Source organism: Aureimonas ureilytica (assembly GCF_001475935.1).
In the GTDB taxonomy this organism is placed as follows: domain Bacteria; phylum Pseudomonadota; class Alphaproteobacteria; order Rhizobiales; family Rhizobiaceae; genus Aureimonas; species Aureimonas ureilytica_A.
The window spans coordinates 1-15328 of record NZ_LDQA01000012.1; the positions used below are offsets into that span (position 1 = coordinate 1).

The 15328-nt window shown below is 68.0% G+C and carries 16 protein-coding genes; 9 read left to right on the forward strand and 7 right to left on the reverse strand.

Annotated features, from left to right (window positions below):
* Together NS365_RS04765 and NS365_RS04770 are read right to left on the reverse strand one after the other, a co-directional pair.
* Positions 1-725: catalase (locus tag NS365_RS04765; RefSeq protein ID WP_058599143.1), on the reverse strand; the 725-nt coding region annotated here is incomplete at its 3' end.
* 94 nt (positions 726-819) lie between these two features.
* Positions 820-1011, reverse strand: coding sequence for a hypothetical protein (locus tag NS365_RS04770; protein ID WP_153003656.1), 192 nt, complete (start codon positions 1009-1011; stop codon positions 820-822).
* Positions 1012-1079: 68 nt separating this feature from the next.
* Between NS365_RS04770 and NS365_RS04775 the strand changes: the two genes are divergently transcribed.
* Complete coding sequence (locus NS365_RS04775) at positions 1080-2075, forward strand: MBL fold metallo-hydrolase (RefSeq protein ID WP_058599145.1); 996 nt, start codon at positions 1080-1082, stop codon at positions 2073-2075.
* Here the strand turns inward: NS365_RS04775 and NS365_RS04780 are convergent.
* From NS365_RS04780 to mutM, 4 genes are all read right to left on the reverse strand, one after another.
* On the reverse strand, positions 2051-3121 hold the full coding sequence (locus NS365_RS04780; protein WP_058599146.1) for a lipocalin-like domain-containing protein: 1071 nt from the start codon (positions 3119-3121) through the stop codon (positions 2051-2053). The genes NS365_RS04775 and NS365_RS04780 overlap by 25 nt on opposite strands.
* Positions 3121-5658 (reverse strand): FtsX-like permease family protein, encoded by a 2538-nt coding sequence (locus NS365_RS04785; protein ID WP_058599147.1) that lies wholly within the window; start codon positions 5656-5658, stop codon positions 3121-3123. The genes NS365_RS04780 and NS365_RS04785 overlap by 1 nt, the downstream gene beginning before the upstream one ends.
* A complete protein-coding gene (locus NS365_RS04790; protein ID WP_058599148.1) occupies positions 5655-6389 on the reverse strand; it encodes an ABC transporter ATP-binding protein in 735 nt (244 codons plus the stop codon). Before NS365_RS04790 ends, NS365_RS04785 begins: the two co-directional genes overlap by 4 nt.
* A 110-nt stretch (positions 6390-6499) precedes the next feature.
* Positions 6500-7405: a bifunctional DNA-formamidopyrimidine glycosylase/DNA-(apurinic or apyrimidinic site) lyase gene (gene mutM, locus NS365_RS04795; protein ID WP_058599149.1), complete on the reverse strand. Its 906-nt coding sequence runs from the start codon at positions 7403-7405 to the stop codon at positions 6500-6502.
* A 203-nt stretch (positions 7406-7608) separates the two neighbouring features.
* On the opposite strand from mutM, the gene ubiE reads away from it, so the two are divergent.
* Genes ubiE through NS365_RS04830 form a run of 7 tightly spaced genes read left to right on the forward strand, consistent with a single transcriptional unit; the run spans position 7609 to position 12986 of the window.
* Entirely contained in the window at positions 7609-8388 is a 780-nt protein-coding gene (ubiE, locus tag NS365_RS04800) for a bifunctional demethylmenaquinone methyltransferase/2-methoxy-6-polyprenyl-1,4-benzoquinol methylase UbiE (protein WP_058599150.1), read from the forward strand.
* A gap of 6 nt (positions 8389-8394) precedes the next feature.
* Positions 8395-9981 carry a 2-polyprenylphenol 6-hydroxylase gene (gene ubiB, locus NS365_RS04805; RefSeq protein ID WP_082684425.1) on the forward strand — a complete coding sequence of 529 codons (1587 nt, stop codon included), beginning with the start codon at positions 8395-8397 and terminating at the stop codon, positions 9979-9981.
* A 60-nt stretch (positions 9982-10041) separates the two neighbouring features.
* Entirely contained in the window at positions 10042-10299 is a 258-nt protein-coding gene (locus NS365_RS04810) for a FitA-like ribbon-helix-helix domain-containing protein (RefSeq protein WP_058599151.1), read from the forward strand.
* 2 nt (positions 10300-10301) lie between these two features.
* A complete protein-coding gene (locus NS365_RS04815; protein WP_244497130.1) occupies positions 10302-10703 on the forward strand; it encodes a type II toxin-antitoxin system VapC family toxin in 402 nt (133 codons plus the stop codon).
* Positions 10700-11920, forward strand: coding sequence for a bifunctional phosphopantothenoylcysteine decarboxylase/phosphopantothenate--cysteine ligase CoaBC (gene coaBC, locus NS365_RS04820; RefSeq protein ID WP_058599153.1), 1221 nt, complete (start codon positions 10700-10702; stop codon positions 11918-11920). Before NS365_RS04815 ends, coaBC begins: the two co-directional genes overlap by 4 nt.
* Positions 11917-12372, forward strand: coding sequence for a dUTP diphosphatase (dut, locus tag NS365_RS04825; RefSeq protein ID WP_058599154.1), 456 nt, complete (start codon positions 11917-11919; stop codon positions 12370-12372). The genes coaBC and dut overlap by 4 nt, the downstream gene beginning before the upstream one ends.
* Positions 12369-12986, forward strand: coding sequence for a LysE family translocator (locus NS365_RS04830; protein ID WP_058599155.1), 618 nt, complete (start codon positions 12369-12371; stop codon positions 12984-12986). Before dut ends, NS365_RS04830 begins: the two co-directional genes overlap by 4 nt.
* Positions 12987-13126: 140 nt before the next feature.
* Here the strand turns inward: NS365_RS04830 and NS365_RS04835 are convergent, their stop codons facing one another.
* Positions 13127-13936 (reverse strand): GGDEF domain-containing protein, encoded by an 810-nt coding sequence (locus NS365_RS04835; RefSeq protein ID WP_058599156.1) that lies wholly within the window; start codon positions 13934-13936, stop codon positions 13127-13129.
* 304 nt (positions 13937-14240) lie between these two features.
* On the opposite strand from NS365_RS04835, the gene cysK reads away from it, so the two are divergent.
* Positions 14241-15269: a cysteine synthase A gene (cysK, locus tag NS365_RS04840; RefSeq protein ID WP_058599157.1), complete on the forward strand. Its 1029-nt coding sequence runs from the start codon at positions 14241-14243 to the stop codon at positions 15267-15269.
* Positions 15270-15328: the final 59 nt, after the last annotated feature.

The window sequence follows — 15328 nt, forward strand, 5'->3', positions numbered from 1 at the left end:
ATGGCGTCCGGCCGGCCGGAGGCGTCGATCTCGCGGGTCTCCAGCTCGGTCAGGTCGGGCGCGACCGGCACGAGGCTGAACTTGGCGATATAATCGCCATAGAGAAACGGCGTGACGCTGTAGTAGGTCTGCCCCAGCGGATCGACATTGGGCGCGCCGCCGAGCGACTGGATCGCCGGGCTTTCGACTCCGACCGCTTCCAAGGCCTTGTTGACGCCGCGCAGGACCGACGACATCACGGTCTTGGTGCCCTCCAGCTTGTCGGTCGTCTTGGCGAGAAGCTTGAGATTGCCGAGAAACTGGTCGGCCGTCTTGGCCTGAAAGACCGGGCCGTTGACCATGATGAAATCCTGCGTCTTGCCTTCGGCTCCCGGCAGGCGCTCGCCTTCGACGTCGAGAATTTTCAGGGCCAGACCGCGCGGCAGGGAGATGGCGTCGGGCAGGATGTCGCCGGCATTGGTGGACAGCCGAAGATAGGCCTTGTGCGTGGCTGGTGTGGCGAAGAGCCCTTGCGTGAGTTCCGGCGGTAGATCGTCATGGACGCGCAGTGTCGCTTCCAGAATGCCATGCGCCTTGGCATGGACCGAGCGTACGGCGTGGCCATAATCATGCGCCGTGGTTTCGAGGATCGTGTCGAAGGTCTCGTTCAGACCCTGAGCGGTCTCCGCCTCGTCCGGCTGAATGTCTTCCACATCGGGCGAATAGCGAATGGGGGCGTTGGTCATGGCGAGGCCCTTCCGAGAGTCTGGAACATGGGCGGCTAACCAAGCCATCGACAAAAGAGTTCCATCGCGCGCGAAAGGTTCGCTTGGTCGAATATCAGCCCTTGGCGTGGTTCGCTTCGCCCGAACCGCCGCCGAGAACCGCCTGGAGATTGGCGACCATGAGTTCCACATTCTCGCGGCTGGCGCGGATTTCGAACACTTCGTCCCGGTCATCCACGATATGGATCACGAAGCTGCCATCGTCGCTTTCGCTGGCAAATCCGGCGAGGATTCGGCGTTCAGCCATGATGAACTCCATTGGTTCGTAAGGCTTCGGGCGGCGGGCGCCGCCGGGGTCGAGAAGGAAAAGGCTCCATGGTCGCTTTGGTTCAGCCCCGTCTTGTGAACGGGCCTTCGGGCGACTCCACGCTCTATCTCGACTTCGCCTTCGGGCGGCGCGCCATGCTCTTCGACCTCGGAGACATTCATGTGCTGTCGCCGCGCGAGGTTGGCCGGATCACGCATGTCTTCCTATCGCATCTCCACATGGATCACTTTGCCGGCTTCGACCGCCTCTTGCGCCTGCGGCTCAACACGCCCGGCCTCATCCGTCTCGTCGGGCCACCGGGGCTGAGCGAGGGGGTTGCGCACAAGCTCGCAGCCTATCGCTGGAACCTCCTTGGCGAGACCTCGCCGGATTTCGCGTTGGAGGCGCTGGATTGGCGCGAGGGCGGCTTTGCCGCAGCCGCCTTGTTTCGGGCGCGGGATGGTTTTGCGGGATGTCCGTCCACGCTGCCCGATCTGCCACCCGGCCTCGTCTGGCAGGAGGCGGGGCTGGTGGTCGAAGCCGTGGAACTCGACCACGGCATTCCCTCGCTCGCCTTCGCCCTGCAGGAGCGCCTGCGGGTCAATGTCCATAAGGCGAGGCTGGACGAGATGGGGCTGGCCGTTGGCCCCTGGCTTTCCCGCGCCAAGGAGAGGTTGCGGGCCGGCGAGAGCGGGGCGGTGGAGGGGCCGGACGGGCAAACGCTGTCGCTGGAGACCCTCGTTCAGGCCGGCGCGCTGCAGACGGCCGATGGCCAGCGCATCGCCTATGTCACCGATGCCGGATGGATCGAGGCCAACCGCCGGCGCATCCGCACTATTGCCCAGGACGCCGACACGCTCTTCATCGAGGCCGGCTTTCTCGACGCCGATCGCGAAATCGCCAACGGCCGGCAGCATCTGACCGCCGCGCAGGCCGGCAGCCTCGCGCGCGAGGCCGGCGCGCGGCGCGCCGTGCCGCATCATTTCTCGCCCCGCTACGAGACGCGGGAGGAGGAACTGACCGCCGAGTTTGAGGCCGCCTATAGGCGCAGCGGCGAGGCGTAGCCGGTGAGTTCGAGATAGCCGCGCGCGCCGGGGGCCGAGACCGCGCCTTCCCAGTAGACCGGCAATCCACCCGAGCGCCCGTCGAGTTCCTGATCGGGAAAGAGCGGCTTCAGGTGGAAGCTCCGTTCGCCCTCGGGCAGGCGCAGCGTCAGGCGCTGCTCCACGGGGTAGACCGCGTCCGTGCGCGGCGAGCGCCAGGTCTGGAGCGGCTCCAGGCTCACGTCTTCCGGCCGGAGCCGCGTGATCGAGCCGTCCGCGCGGCGATAGGAACCGCCGGCATAGATCGTGCCGCCGTCGCGCCCGCGAATGCGGAAGGCGACCAGCGCGCCGCCATCGTCGAGATTGAGCCCCGTCCAATCCCAGCCGGACGCCTCGACTGATAGAAGCGTGGACGACCATTCGCGGTCGAGCCAGGCCTCCCCCGTCACCGCCTCGCTCTTGCCCTCGCGCGTGACCGTGCCGGAAACGGCGAGATGCGGCATGGAGTAATAGTAGCTGGCCTCAGCCGGGTTCGGCCCCTTCTGGCTGTAGCCTTCCTCGCCCTGAAGCAGGATCGGCTGCGTCGGCCGGAAGGCGAGGTCGAGGGCGAACTCACCGGTCGAGACTTCCGTAGTGAAGCGCCCGTCCGCCTCGCGCTGGAAGCGCCAGTCCTGAAGCGTCACGTCGGCATCCGCTTCCGCCGCCTCCGCAAGTCCGAAGCCGGCGCGCGCGGCGCGTTCGCCGTGGAGAAGGTGGCCGAGCGCGGGGTCGGACAGGCCGGCATGGGCGAAGAGCACCTGCGCGGGCGAAAATCGGCTGGGATTAGCCGGGTCCACCTCTGGCCGCGTGCGGAAGAAGGTCACCTGAAAGCCGAGGTCGCGGCCCTCCTTCGTCTTCAGCCAGCCGGTCACATACCACCATTCCGTGCGGAAATCGGGATGGGCGCCATGGTCGCGCGGGAAGGCAAGCGCCGCGCCGGGCACGACGGGCGGATAGGTGATTTCGGCTGCGCGGAGCGGGGCCGTGAGGATCGCAAGCGCGAGGAAACAGGCCAGAAACCGCCGCATCACCAATCCTCCCGCACGGCCAGAACCGCGCTTCGATGCGTCGCCCGCCGCCCAGCGAGAAGCGCCGTGCCCGCCGCGGCCAGCACCAGGGCGGCCACCACGGCCGGGATCGTGCCTATGGGCAGACGTGTCGTCATGGTCCAGTTGAAGGATTGCGGGTTGATGACATGGATCAGAACCTGCGCCAGCGCGAGGCCGAGCAGCACGCCGGCAATGCCGCCGACAAGCCCGAGCAGCGCGCCCTCGCGCGCCAGCATGGAGAGGATCTGGCCCTTGGTCAGGCCGAGATGGCGCAACATGCCGAACTCGCGCGAGCGCGCCAGCGTCTGCGCCGAAACGGTGGCGGCAACGCCTGCCAACCCGACGAGGATGGCGACGCCTTCCAGAACATAGGTGACGGCGAATGAGCGGTCGAAGAGATCCAGCGCGAAGCGGCGAAGCTCGGCCGGGCGCGAGACGTCCACCGCGCCGCGCGTGCCTTCCGGCAGGGCGGCGATCAGCGTGGCCTGCACGGCGCGCTCGTCCGCGCCGGGAGCGAGCGTCACCATGGCCTCGTCGCGGCCCCGGTCGCCCGTCAGCGCCTCATAGTCCGCTTCGGGCAGGATCACGGCGCCTGCCTGCCTGGCATAGTCGCGCCAGATGCCGGCGACGGTGAAGCGCTCCGTGCCCTGGCCGATCGGCAGCGAAATCGTGTCGCCCGGCTTCCAGCCATAGAGACGCGACGCCGGCTCCGAGACATAGGCGGCGATCGTGCCTGGCTTCGGCTGGACTGGCTCGCCGAGAAGCGTCAACAGTCCGTCCGGCCGCGCCGGGTTCACCGGCCGGGCGATCAGCGTGACGGTCGGTCGGTCGGGCTCGATCACGAGGGGGAACTGCCGGCTGAAGGCGATGGTACCGACGCCGGGAACGGCGAGAAGCGCGTCCCGTGTCGGCGGATCGAAGCCCGCGCTTGCCTGCGCGCGCAGGTAAAGATCGGCTGAGAGAACCTGCCCCAGCCATTCGTCCACCGCGCCGCGAAAGCTCGTCACCATGGTCGCCATGGCGATCATCAGCGCCGTTGAGGCGACGATGCCGCACAGGGCGGTGGCCGCCTGACCGGGGGCGCCGTGGAGATGGCGCGTGGCGAGCTGGCCGGGCACGGAGCCGCCGTCGCGCCGGACAAGCGGCAGAAGAAGCTGGCGCGACAGGAAGGGCACGCCGGCAACCCCACCCGCCAGCATCAGGGCCATGCCGACAAAGCCGAAGACGGGCAGGTTGGCGACGGCCGGCAGCAGCGCCGCGCCCGCGCCGGCCAGAAGCAGGACCAGCGCCGGCTTCCAAGGCACAGGCTTGCGCGGGTCGAGCAGATCGCCGCTGTTCTTGAGCGCGGCGGCGGGCGCGGCGCGCGAGGCCGCGCGCGCCGGCAGGATGCTGCCGGCCAGCGCCGCCACGAGGCCGAGCGCGAAGAAGGCGAGCGCGGCCAGCGGCTGGAACACGATGCCCGCGGCCGCACCGCGAAAATAGCCCGCGCCCAGATCGCCGCCGAACCAGCGAAGCGCGAGGCTAGCCAGCCCGTAGCCGGCGAGAAGCCCGGCGGAAGCGCCGATCAGCCCGATCAGCAACCCTTCCAGCGCCACGGCCGCCACGACGCCGCGCCGGGGCAGGCCGAGCGTTCGCACCAGCGCGAAGGCGCGCAGCCGGCGCGCGACGGAGAGCGATTGGGCGGAAAACACGAGAAAGCCGCCCGTCAGCAATGCCACCAGCGCCAGCATGTCGAGATTGACGCGGTAGGCCCGCGACAGGGCGCTGCCCTGCGCCTCCTCGGTTTCGGTGCTGACGAGCGTGGTGCCGGCCGGCAGGAGAGGGCGCAGCGCGCTTTCCGCCGCTGCGCGGTCGACCAGCGACAGGTCGATCCGGTCGAGCCGGCCCAGCCGGTCGAAGCGCCATTGCGCGCTCGCGATGTCGATGACGCCGATCGCCTGCCCTTCCGGCACCCCGGGCAGGGAGCCCGCCACGCGAAAGCGCGCGCTCCGACCGTTGGCGGTGAGCTGAAGCGTCTCGCCCGGTTGAACATTCAGCGCGGCTTGCGCGGCGCGGGAGAGAAAAAGAGCGTCGGGGTCGAACCCGTCGTTATTGGTCGTGTCGGGCCCACGCGGGGCGAGGCCGATCAGGCTGGGCGTCACGCGCGCCGCGCGGATCACATCGAGGCCGAGAAGCGTGATGCGCCCGCGCTCGCCGCGCGCGTCGAGGCTGACGACGGGGCTGGCGTCCCGCACGCCCTCCGCTCGCGCCGCCGCGCCATAGAGCGCCTCGTCGAAGCCGAGCGGGGCCGAGGCGCGGATGGAGAGATCGGCCGCCCCGCCCACGGCCCGCACCGCGCCGCCAAAGGCGCTGAGCGCCGAACCGTTGACGAGATGGACCGCGAAACCCAAGGCGACGCCGACTGCGATGGCCAGGGCGGTCGCCAGAAAGCGCGCGGGATGCGCGCGCCATTCGCCCCCGATGAGCCAGCCGAGCGCCAGCCGGGCCTCGATGAGATCGGAGCGCGCGCCGCTCATGCCGATGGCCTCAGGCCGGTGCGCGTCAGCACCAGAACGCGGTCCGCGATTTCGGCCGTCGCGCGACTATGGGTGACGATCACGGCGGCCGAGCGCCGCTCGCCGCCCTGTTCGGAGCGCACGCGCTCGGCAAAGAGCGCGAGAATCCGCCCGGCCGTTTCGGGGTCGAGATTGCCGGTCGGCTCGTCGGCGAGGATCAGGGCGGGCCGGTGGATCAGAGCGCGGGCGATGGCGACGCGCTGCATCTCGCCGCCCGACAGGTCGCGTGCATAATCGCCGCCGCGCGAGTCCAGCCCGACCGCCTCCAGCATGGCGTCGGCCCGGTTCGAAAGCGTGGCGCGCTCATTCGAGACGAGCGCCAGCGGCAGGGCGACGTTCTGGCGCAGCGTCAGATAGGGCAGGATGTGAAAGGCCTGGAACACGAAGCCGATGCGCTCGCGCCGCAGCTTGGTGCGCGCCGTCTCGTCCAGCGCGCCGAGCGCGATGGTCTCGATCCGCACCTCGCCGGCATCCGGCTCGTCCAGCCCGGCCAGGATGTTGAGCAGGGTCGATTTGCCGACGCCGGATTCTCCGACGATCGCAACGAGTTCGCCGGCCTTCACATCGAGGTCCAGCCCTGAAAAGAGTTGACGATCCGCGCCCACAGATTTCGACAGGCTGCTCACCGAAAGGGCCGCCTCGCTGCCGCTTGACGTCTGTGCCTCCGGGGCGCGCGTTCGGGTCTCGTCCAATCTCTCGCCTCGCATCTGTTTACTGTGGATCGTAGGCCGCCGCCCGGGATCGCACAGGGGGGCGCGACAGGGCGACTCGGTGGGCGGTTTCGAGATGGCCACATGCCCGCTTACCGCTGGCAGACCGGACAGAAAAAGGTCGAACGGCCGGACTGGACGATCCGTTGCACCACGCCCCGGCAGCTCTCGTGCCGGCAGGGCTCGCCCTCGCGGTCGTAGACATTGAAGCGGTGCTGGAAATAGCCGAGGCTTCCATCGGCTTGGCGATAGTCGCGCAAGGTCGAGCCGCCGGCCTCGATCGCATCCGCGATGGTCTCGCGAATGTGAAGGGCGAGCGTGTCGAGGCGCTGCGTCGGCCGCCCGTCCTTCTTCACCAGCGTCCCCGCTTCGCGCCGGGGCGACAGGCGCGCGCGCCAGAGCGCCTCGCAGACATAGATATTGCCGAGTCCGGCGATGATGGTCTGGTCGAGAAGCGCGGCCTTCAGCGGCGCGGCCTTGCCGCGAAAGCGCGGCGCGAGATCGTCGCCCGACAGCGTGTTGCCGGTCGGCTCCAGACCGAGCGCGCGAAAATGCGGGTGGTCGGCCATCTCGGCGCGCGGGAACAGCGTCATGTAACCGAAGCGTCTGGGATCGTTGAAGACGATGCGCGCGGGCGTGCCGTCCGGTCGCTGGATATGGAAGAGCACGTGATCGTGCAGCTTGTCTTCCGAGCGGGCGAGGTGAAAGGCCGCACCCGCCACCGGCTCGGCCGGCGCGCCGCCCGCCGTCTCGATGCGGAAGGAGCCGGACATGCCGAGATGCATGGCGAGCACGAGATCGCCTTCGAGATCGGCCAGGAGATATTTCGCCCGGCGCGACAGGGCCTCGACCCGCCGCCCGCCCACGCGCTCGGCGAAGCGCTCAGGGAGCGGAAAGCGCAGGTCCGGCCGGCGCAGTTCCACGCGCTCAACCCGCGCGCCCTCCATCACGGGCTGAAGTCCTCGGCGAACCGTCTCCACCTCTGGCAATTCGGGCATGGCACCTACCTGTTGTCTCCTGGAGGCTGTTATGGACCTTGGCCAAGTCCTGTGTCGGGTCAGCGAGGAACAGCCTCCAGGCCGCCGCCGCGCCGATGGCGCTATCGGTTCGCTTGGTTTAAGACCGGCACACACTGGACGGCCTGCTGGCCGCTCACACCTATAGGCCGGCTGCGGCCCAGGTCCAACGCACGAGGTGAACGATGTCTGAATCCCGAGTCGGTTCCGCGGAAAGCATGGAAACCTCCTACGGATTCGAGACCGTTTCCGGCCGGGACGAGAAGCAGGCGCGTGTCAACGAGGTGTTCCACCGCGTGGCCGAGCGCTACGACATCATGAACGACCTCATGTCGGGCGGCATGCACCGGCTCTGGAAGGACGCGCTGGTCAATATGGTGGCCCCGTCCAAGCGGCCGGGCTGGCGCTTTCTGGATGTGGCGGGCGGCACGGGCGACGTCGCCATGCGCATCGTGGAAGCCTCCAACCGGCAGGCCGAAGGCACGGTGCTCGACATCAACGGCTCGATGCTGGCGGTGGGCGCCGAGCGCGCCCGCAAGAAGGGGCTCGACGAGCATCTTCTCTTCGTGGAAGGCAATGCCGAAGACCTGAAGCTGCCGGCGGAAAGCTTCGACGCCTATACGATCGCCTTCGGCATCCGCAACGTGCCGCGCATCGACCTCGCTCTGTCGGAAGCCTACCGTGTGTTGAAGCCGGGCGGACGCTTCCTGTGCCTCGAATTCTCGGAAGTCGAGCTTCCGGTTCTCGACAAGATCTACGATCTCTGGAGCTTCAAGGCCATTCCCGCCATCGGCCAGGCGGTCGCCAAGGATCGCGACTCCTATGAGTATCTGGTGGAATCCATCCGCCGCTTCCCCAATCAGGTGAATTTCGCGAGCGCCATCCGCAAGGCCGGGTTCGACCGCGTGACCTATCGCAATCTGACGGGCGGCATCGCGGCCATCCATTCCGGCTGGAAGCTTTAAGAGCCCGTGGCCAATCCCGTCACCGGCACGATCGCCCTCGTCCGGGCGGTCTATATCATGGCCCGAGAGGGCGTCTTCTCCGCGCTGCCGGCCGAGGGCCTGCCGCCCATGGCCGCGCTCGCCCACAAGGCGGCGGGTTTGTTGGCGCGTCGCTCGGCCAAGAAGGCGGCCCGTAAGGACCGCCTGTCGGCCGCGCTGAACCGCCTCGGCCCCTCCTATGTGAAGCTCGGCCAGTTCCTGGCGACGCGCCCCGACATCGTGGGCACGCAGATCGCCGTCGAGCTCAGCCACTTGCAGGATAAGGTGCCGCCCTATCCGCGTGAGGTCGCGATCGAGACGATCGAGGTGACGCTCGGCCGGCGCATCGACGATCTCTTCATCGAGTTCGGCGAGGTCGTGGGCGCGGCCTCCATCGCGCAGGTCCACAAGGCGCGGGTGCGAACGCGCGATGGCGAAGAGCGTTTCGTTGCGGTCAAGGTCATCCGACCGGGCGTGCGCCAGCGCTTCCTGCGCGAGCTGGAAGCCTTCGCTTTCATCGCCAAGGTTCTGGAAACCGTGGTGCGCTCGACGCGCCGCCTGCGGCCCGTCGCCGTGGTGCAGACGCTCGCCCAGTCCACCCGCATCGAGATGGATCTGCGGCTGGAAGCGGCGGCCTCGTCCGAAATGGCGGACAACATCAAGGACGATCCCGGCTTTCGCGTGCCGGGCATCGACTGGGAGCGCACGGGCCGCGACGTCCTCACCATGGAATGGGTGGACGGGATCAAGATGAACAATGTCGAGGCCGTGCGCGCCGCCGGCCACGATCTGCCGCAGCTCGGCGTCAACCTCATCCAGTCCTTCCTGCGGCACTCGATGCGCGACGGCTTCTTCCATGCCGACATGCATCCGGGCAATCTCTTCGTCGCGCCCGATGGCACCATCGTCGCGGTCGATCTCGGCATCGTCGGCCGGCTGGCGGCCGACTCGCGCCGCTTCCTCGCCGAAATCCTCTATGGCTTCATCCGGCGCGATTATCGCCGGGTGGCCGAGGTGCATTTCGAGGCCGGCTACGTGCCGCGCAATCAGGATGTCCTTTCCTTCGCACAGGCGCTGCGCGCCATCGGCGAGCCGATCCACGGCCAGCCGGCCGAAACCATCTCCATGGCCCATCTCCTGACCCTCCTGTTCGAGGTGACGGAGCTGTTCGACATGCACACGCGGCCCGAGCTGGTTCTGCTTCAAAAGACCATGGTCGTGGTGGAAGGCGTCGCGCGCTCCTACGATCCGCGCTTCAACATGTGGGAAGCGGCCGAGCCCGTCGTCTCGGACTATATCCTGTCCGAAATCGGCCCTGCGGCGAAGCTGCGTGACGCGCGCGAAGGGCTGGAGGCTCTGGGTCGCATCGCCAAGCGCCTGCCGGACTTCGCGACGGGCCTGGAGGTCTTTGCCAAGAACATGCCCGATCTCATCGAGAACGGCATTCACATCAACGACGACGACCTGATGGAGCTCGCCAAGGAATCGCGCACCGGCCTCATCATCAGCCATATCGCGCAGATCGCCTCGGCGATCGCGCTGGTGGTGATCGCCTGGCAGCTGACCTTCGGGTAGCGTGATTGCATTGCTATCATCTCGTCCCGGTTCTATCGTCCGGGCGAGATGGAGGTCGCGATGGGCAGTTTGACGGTTCGCAATATCGAGGATGACGTGAAGGCCGCGCTGCGACTGCGCGCGGCCCGACGTGGCGTCTCCATGGAAAGCGAAGTGCGTGACATCCTGCGGCAGGCGGCGCGGGAGGCTTTGCCCCTGCCGGAAAGCGATGGCGAACGCGAAGCGCGGATCGCACGCATCCTCAGCTTCGGGCAGCCCCCTTTGCCGTCCTTCGATTTGAAGGCCTTTTCGGACGCGCTTTCGGACGGTACGGAGTGATCGTGGTCGATACGTCGGCTGTTGTGGCGATCCTGGCGGCGGAGCCGGAAGCGCCCTTGTTCGCCCGCGTGGCCGGAACCCATGACGATCTGGTCATGTCCACCGGCACCCGGCTGGAACTAGCCATAGTAGCCCATGCGAAATGGGCCCAACGGGGAATGCACCTCGTTGAGGGGCTTCTGTCCGAGATGCGGGTGGCCTTTTATCCCTTCGATCAAAGGCAGATGGACATCGCCATGGACGCCCATCGGCGCTTCGGCCGAGGCTCCGGCCATCCCGCCAAACTGAACTATGGCGACTGCTTCTCCTATGCCCTCGCCCGCGCGCTCGACGCGCCGCTGCTCTTCAAGGGCGACGACTTCATCCACACCGATCTCCGCTCCGCCCTTTCGAGCCCGCCATGACCCTCGCCGACAAGCGCATCCTTCTCATCGTCGGCGGGGGCATCGCGGCCTATAAGTGCCTCGACCTCGTGCGCCGCCTGCGCGAGCGCGGCGCCAAGGTGACGCCTGTCATGACGAAGGCGGCGGCGGAATTCGTCACGCCCCTGTCGCTCGGCGCGCTGGCGGGCACCAAGGTCTATGGCGATCTCTTCAGCCGGGACGACGAGCACGATGTCGGCCATATCCGCCTGGCGCGCTCGGCCGATCTCGTGATCCTCGCGCCCGCCAGCGCGACGCGCATGGGCAAGATGGCGGCCGGGATCGGGGACGATCTGGCCGGTGCCATTCTTCTGGCGACCAACGCGCCCGTGCTCATCGCCCCCGCCATGAATCCGGCCATGTGGGCGCATCCGGCCACGTGCCGCAGCCTTGCTATCCTTCGGGGCGATGGGCTCCAGACAGTCGGCCCCAACCGGGGCGAGATGGCCGAGAGCGGCGAGGCGGGCGAAGGCCGCATGGCCGAGCCGCTGGAGATCGTGGCGGCGGCCGAACGGATTCTCTCAACCCAAGATCGCCCGCTCGCGGGGCGGCATATCCTCGTCACCTCCGGCCCGACGCATGAGCCGATCGACCCCGTGCGCTATATCGCCAACCGCTCCTCCGGCCGGCAGGGGCACGCGATCGCCGCCAGCCTCGCGCGGCTCGGCGCGACCGTGACGCTCGTCTCCGGTCCCGTCACACTGCCCGACCCGATGGGCGTCCGCACCATCCATGTCGAGACGGCGCGCGAGATGCTGGCGGCCGTGGACGCCGCGCTGCCGGCGGATGCCGCCGTCTTCGTCGCGGCCGTGGCGGACTGGCGCGCGGCGAGCGAGGCCGGCGAGAAGATCAAGAAGCGCGCGGGCGAGGGGCCGCCGACCCTGCCGCTCGTGGAAAATCCGGACATCCTGCGCACGCTTGGCACCGGCCCCCGCCGCCCGCGCCTCGTGGTCGGCTTTGCGGCCGAGACGAGCGATCTTCTCGCCAACGCCGCGCGGAAGCTGGAGGCGAAGGGGGCCGACCTCATCGTCGCCAATGACGTGTCGGGCGGCGGCGTCATGGGCGGCGCGCGCAACGCCGTGAAGCTCGTGTCCCGCGCCGGGATCGAGGAATGGCCGGATCTGCCCAAGGAGGATGTTGCCGACCGGCTGGCGGCCGAGATAGGACGAAGGCTCCTGGAACTGGAGAGCGCCTCGTGACCAAGGGCCCGACCATCGGCATTCGTCGCCTGCCCCATGCCGAGGGGCTGGAGCTTCCCGCCTATGCGAGTTCTGGCGCGGCCGGGGCGGATCTTCGCGCCGCCGTGAGCGAGGATCTGACCATCCCACCGCTCGGCCGGGCGCTGGTGCCGAGTGGGCTCGTATTCGATATTCCCGAAGGTTTCGAGATCCAGGTTCGCCCGCGCTCGGGGCTCGCCGCGCGCCATGGCGTGACGGTGCTGAACGCCCCCGGCACGGTGGATTGCGACTATCGCGGCGAGGTCATGGCGATCCTCGTCAATTTGAGCGCCGAACCCTTCACGGTGACACGCGGCGAGCGCATCGCGCAGCTCGTCGTCGCGCCCGCGCCCCAGGCGCGCTTTGCGGAGGTCGAGAGCGTCGGCGAAACGGCGCGCGGCGCGGGCGGCTTCGGCTCCACGGGGCGCGCATGAGCACTGCGGGCTTCCTCGCTTATGCGCTGACCCTGGCGCTCGCCGCCGCCATTCCCGGCCCCGGCGTGGTGGCGCTCGTCGCCCGCGCGCTCGGCGCGGGCTTCCGGCAGGCCATGGGCTTCACGCTCGGGCTGATCCTCGGCGATCTCACCTTTCTGACCGCCGCCGTCTTCGGCCTCGCGCTGGTGGCCGAAGCGCTGGGCGAAGTCTTCATCGTGGTGCGCGTCGTCGCGGCGCTGTATCTCGGTTGGCTCGCCTGGAAGCTCTGGCGCGCGGCCGGCAACGCGGCCGAGGTCGAGGCCATGGCGAAGGAGCGCCCGCTCGGCAGTTTCATCGCCGGGCTCACGGTCACGCTCGCCAACCCCAAGACCATCGTCTTCTATCTGGCGCTTCTGCCGACGCTGGTGGATATCAGCCATGTGTCCGTCGGCGACTATGCCGTTCTGGCGGCGCTGACGACGCTGGTGCTGCTTCTGGTCATGACGCCCTATGCCGCGCTGGCGGCCAAGGCGCGCCATGTCCTGCGCCGCCCCGCCATTCTCGCCCGGCTCAACCGCAGCGCCGCCCTCATTCTCGGCGGCGCGGCGATCTGGAGTCTGGTGCGCAAGGTCTGACGCTTGCGCCCTGTCCCGAGCTTTAAGGCTTGCGAGCCTCAAGGCTCGTTCCCGCTAAGGGGCCGGTCCTGTCCAGCCCCCGAGCGCAGGCAGAATGCGGGAGGCGACGACGGTCAGCCTTCCCCCGATGGGATGGCGTCTCAGGCTCGCCGCGCCTTGGCTTCGATCTGGTGATGCGTCCCGCCGACGCTGCGCAGGGTGCCGAGCTGGGAGAGGGTGACGCGGTTTCGGCCTGAGGTTTTGGCTTTGTAGAGGTTGGTGTCGGCGATCTTGTACACCGCCTCGAAGCTGACCTTGGTCTTGAACGAGATGCCGCCGAGCGAGACGGAGAGCCGGGTTCGCTGGTGGCGCGGGCCGACCTCCAGCATGTTGATGCGCGAGCGCAGGCGCTCGGCAACGATCATCGCTTCCTCGTAGCCGGCATTGCGCAGGAGAACGGCGAATTCCTCGCCGCCCAGCCGGCCGACGAGATCGTCCTTGCGCACGTTCATGCGCAGCGTGGCGGCGATCAGCGACAGCGCCTCGTCGCCGGTGCCGTGGCCCAGCCGGTCGTTGATGCGCTTGAAATGGTCTGCGTCCAGAACGAGCAGCGTGTGGGGCACGTCGTCTTCGGCGCGGCGGCGGCTGTCGGGGCCGATGCGCAGTTCCACCGATTTCTGGAAGGCGGCGCGGTTCAGAACCTTGGTCAGTCCGTCGCGCGTGGCGATGTGGAACAGTTGCTTGTTGCGCCGGCGCAGCGCCACGATGCGGGTGGCCGCGTAGAGTTGCAGCGGCAGCGCCGAGACGAACAGCATCAGAAGCGTGAAGCCCAGCGCGCCTTGCGCGGCGGGAAGAGCGAAACTGCCGAAATACCAGTAGGTCGCGATCACGACGACCCCGGCCATGGTGAGGGTCAGTCCGAGGAGTTCCAGACAAAGCATCCGGAGCGATTCGAGCGTTTGGATGGGCATGGCGATCCGGCGAAAGGGTGGGTTGCCGTCAGTGTGCCCTTGTTTTCGCAGGACTTTCTGAATGCTGGGCGAAGGTTTTGACTTAAAGGCGGCGCACTTCGCCATGTCGCCTACGCGTCGGCGTTTTTCATTCTAGAGGAAATTTATTTCCAACGACTTGATGGTTCCGCGCATGAATTTGCCGCGCTGCCCCCGGAACGGGGTGGGGAGGGTTCGCCAGACGACCCTCTTCCGCGCTAGATTGATCCTGAGCGCGCCTGCGAGGCGCGGCCCGATAAAGCCCAAGGCAGAAGGACACGCCGTCATGGACACGCCCGCCAACAACCAGACCGCCCGCACCCATGGCCGGGGCCGCATCTACGATTCCATCATCGATACGATCGGCGACACGCCGCTGGTGCGGCTCGACAAGTTCGCCCATGAAAAAGGTGTGAAGGCCAAAATCCTCGCCAAGCTCGAATTCTTCAATCCGATCGCCTCGGTGAAGGACCGCATCGGCGTCGCCATGCTGGAGGCGCTGGAGGCCGAGGGCACGATTCGGCCCGGCCGCAACACTCTGATCGAGCCGACCTCGGGCAATACGGGCATCGCGCTCGCCTTCGCGGCGGCCGCCAAGGGCTATCAGCTGATCCTGACCATGCCTGAAACCATGTCGATCGAGCGGCGCAAGATGCTGCGTCTCCTGGGGGCCGAACTCGTGCTGACCGAAGGCGCCAAGGGCATGAAGGGGGCGATTGCCAAGGCCGAGGAGCTGAAGGCCGAAATCCCCAATTCCGTGATCCCGCAGCAGTTCGAGAACCCGGCCAACCCGCAGATCCACCGCGTCACCACGGCCGAGGAAATCTGGAACGATACGGCCGGCCGGGTCGATCTCTTCGTCGCCGGCATCGGCACGGGCGGCACGATCACGGGCGTCGGGCAGGTCTTGAAGAGCCGCAATCCTGGGCTTCAGGTCGTCGCCGTCGAGCCGGAGAATTCGCCCGTCCTGTCGGGCGGCGCGCCGGGGCCGCACAAGATCCAGGGCATCGGCGCAGGCTTCGCCCCGGCCATTCTCGACCGCGAAATCTATGACGAGGTGGTCGCCATCTCCAACGACGAAGCCTTCGAGACGACCCGCCTCGTGGCGCGGCTGGAAGGCGTGCCGGTCGGCATTTCGTCGGGCGCGGCGCTGGCGGCGGCGGCTAAGGTCGGCGCGCGCGAGGAGAACGCCGGCAAGAACCTTGTCGTGATCATCCCCTCCTTTGCCGAGCGCTATCTTTCCACCGCGCTGTTCGACGGTCTGGTCGCCGAGGACGAGCCCAAGGAAAAGCCGAAGGGCGCGCCCTCGATCTGAGGCGCTTCCAACCCGCTCCAACCCTCCAAGGGGCCGCCGCTTTGCCGCGCGGCCCCTTT

Bases quoted from the DNA above. Each gene is read 5' to 3' on its own strand.
- NS365_RS04770 (WP_153003656.1), bottom strand. From the start codon at position 1,011: ATGGCTGAACGCCGAATCCTCGCCGGATTTGCCAGCGAAAGCGACGAT.
- NS365_RS04775 (WP_058599145.1), top strand. From the start codon at position 1,080: ATGGTCGCTTTGGTTCAGCCCCGTCTTGTGAACGGGCCTTCGGGCGAC.
- NS365_RS04780 (WP_058599146.1), bottom strand. From the start codon at position 3,121: ATGCGGCGGTTTCTGGCCTGTTTCCTCGCGCTTGCGATCCTCACGGCC.
- NS365_RS04785 (WP_058599147.1), bottom strand. From the start codon at position 5,658: ATGAGCGGCGCGCGCTCCGATCTCATCGAGGCCCGGCTGGCGCTCGGC.
- mutM (WP_058599149.1), bottom strand. From the start codon at position 7,405: ATGCCCGAATTGCCAGAGGTGGAGACGGTTCGCCGAGGACTTCAGCCC.
- ubiE (WP_058599150.1), top strand. From the start codon at position 7,609: ATGTCTGAATCCCGAGTCGGTTCCGCGGAAAGCATGGAAACCTCCTAC.
- NS365_RS04810 (WP_058599151.1), top strand. From the start codon at position 10,042: ATGGGCAGTTTGACGGTTCGCAATATCGAGGATGACGTGAAGGCCGCG.
- coaBC (WP_058599153.1), top strand. From the start codon at position 10,700: ATGACCCTCGCCGACAAGCGCATCCTTCTCATCGTCGGCGGGGGCATC.
- NS365_RS04830 (WP_058599155.1), top strand. From the start codon at position 12,369: ATGAGCACTGCGGGCTTCCTCGCTTATGCGCTGACCCTGGCGCTCGCC.
- NS365_RS04835 (WP_058599156.1), bottom strand. From the start codon at position 13,936: ATGCCCATCCAAACGCTCGAATCGCTCCGGATGCTTTGTCTGGAACTC.
- cysK (WP_058599157.1), top strand. From the start codon at position 14,241: ATGGACACGCCCGCCAACAACCAGACCGCCCGCACCCATGGCCGGGGC.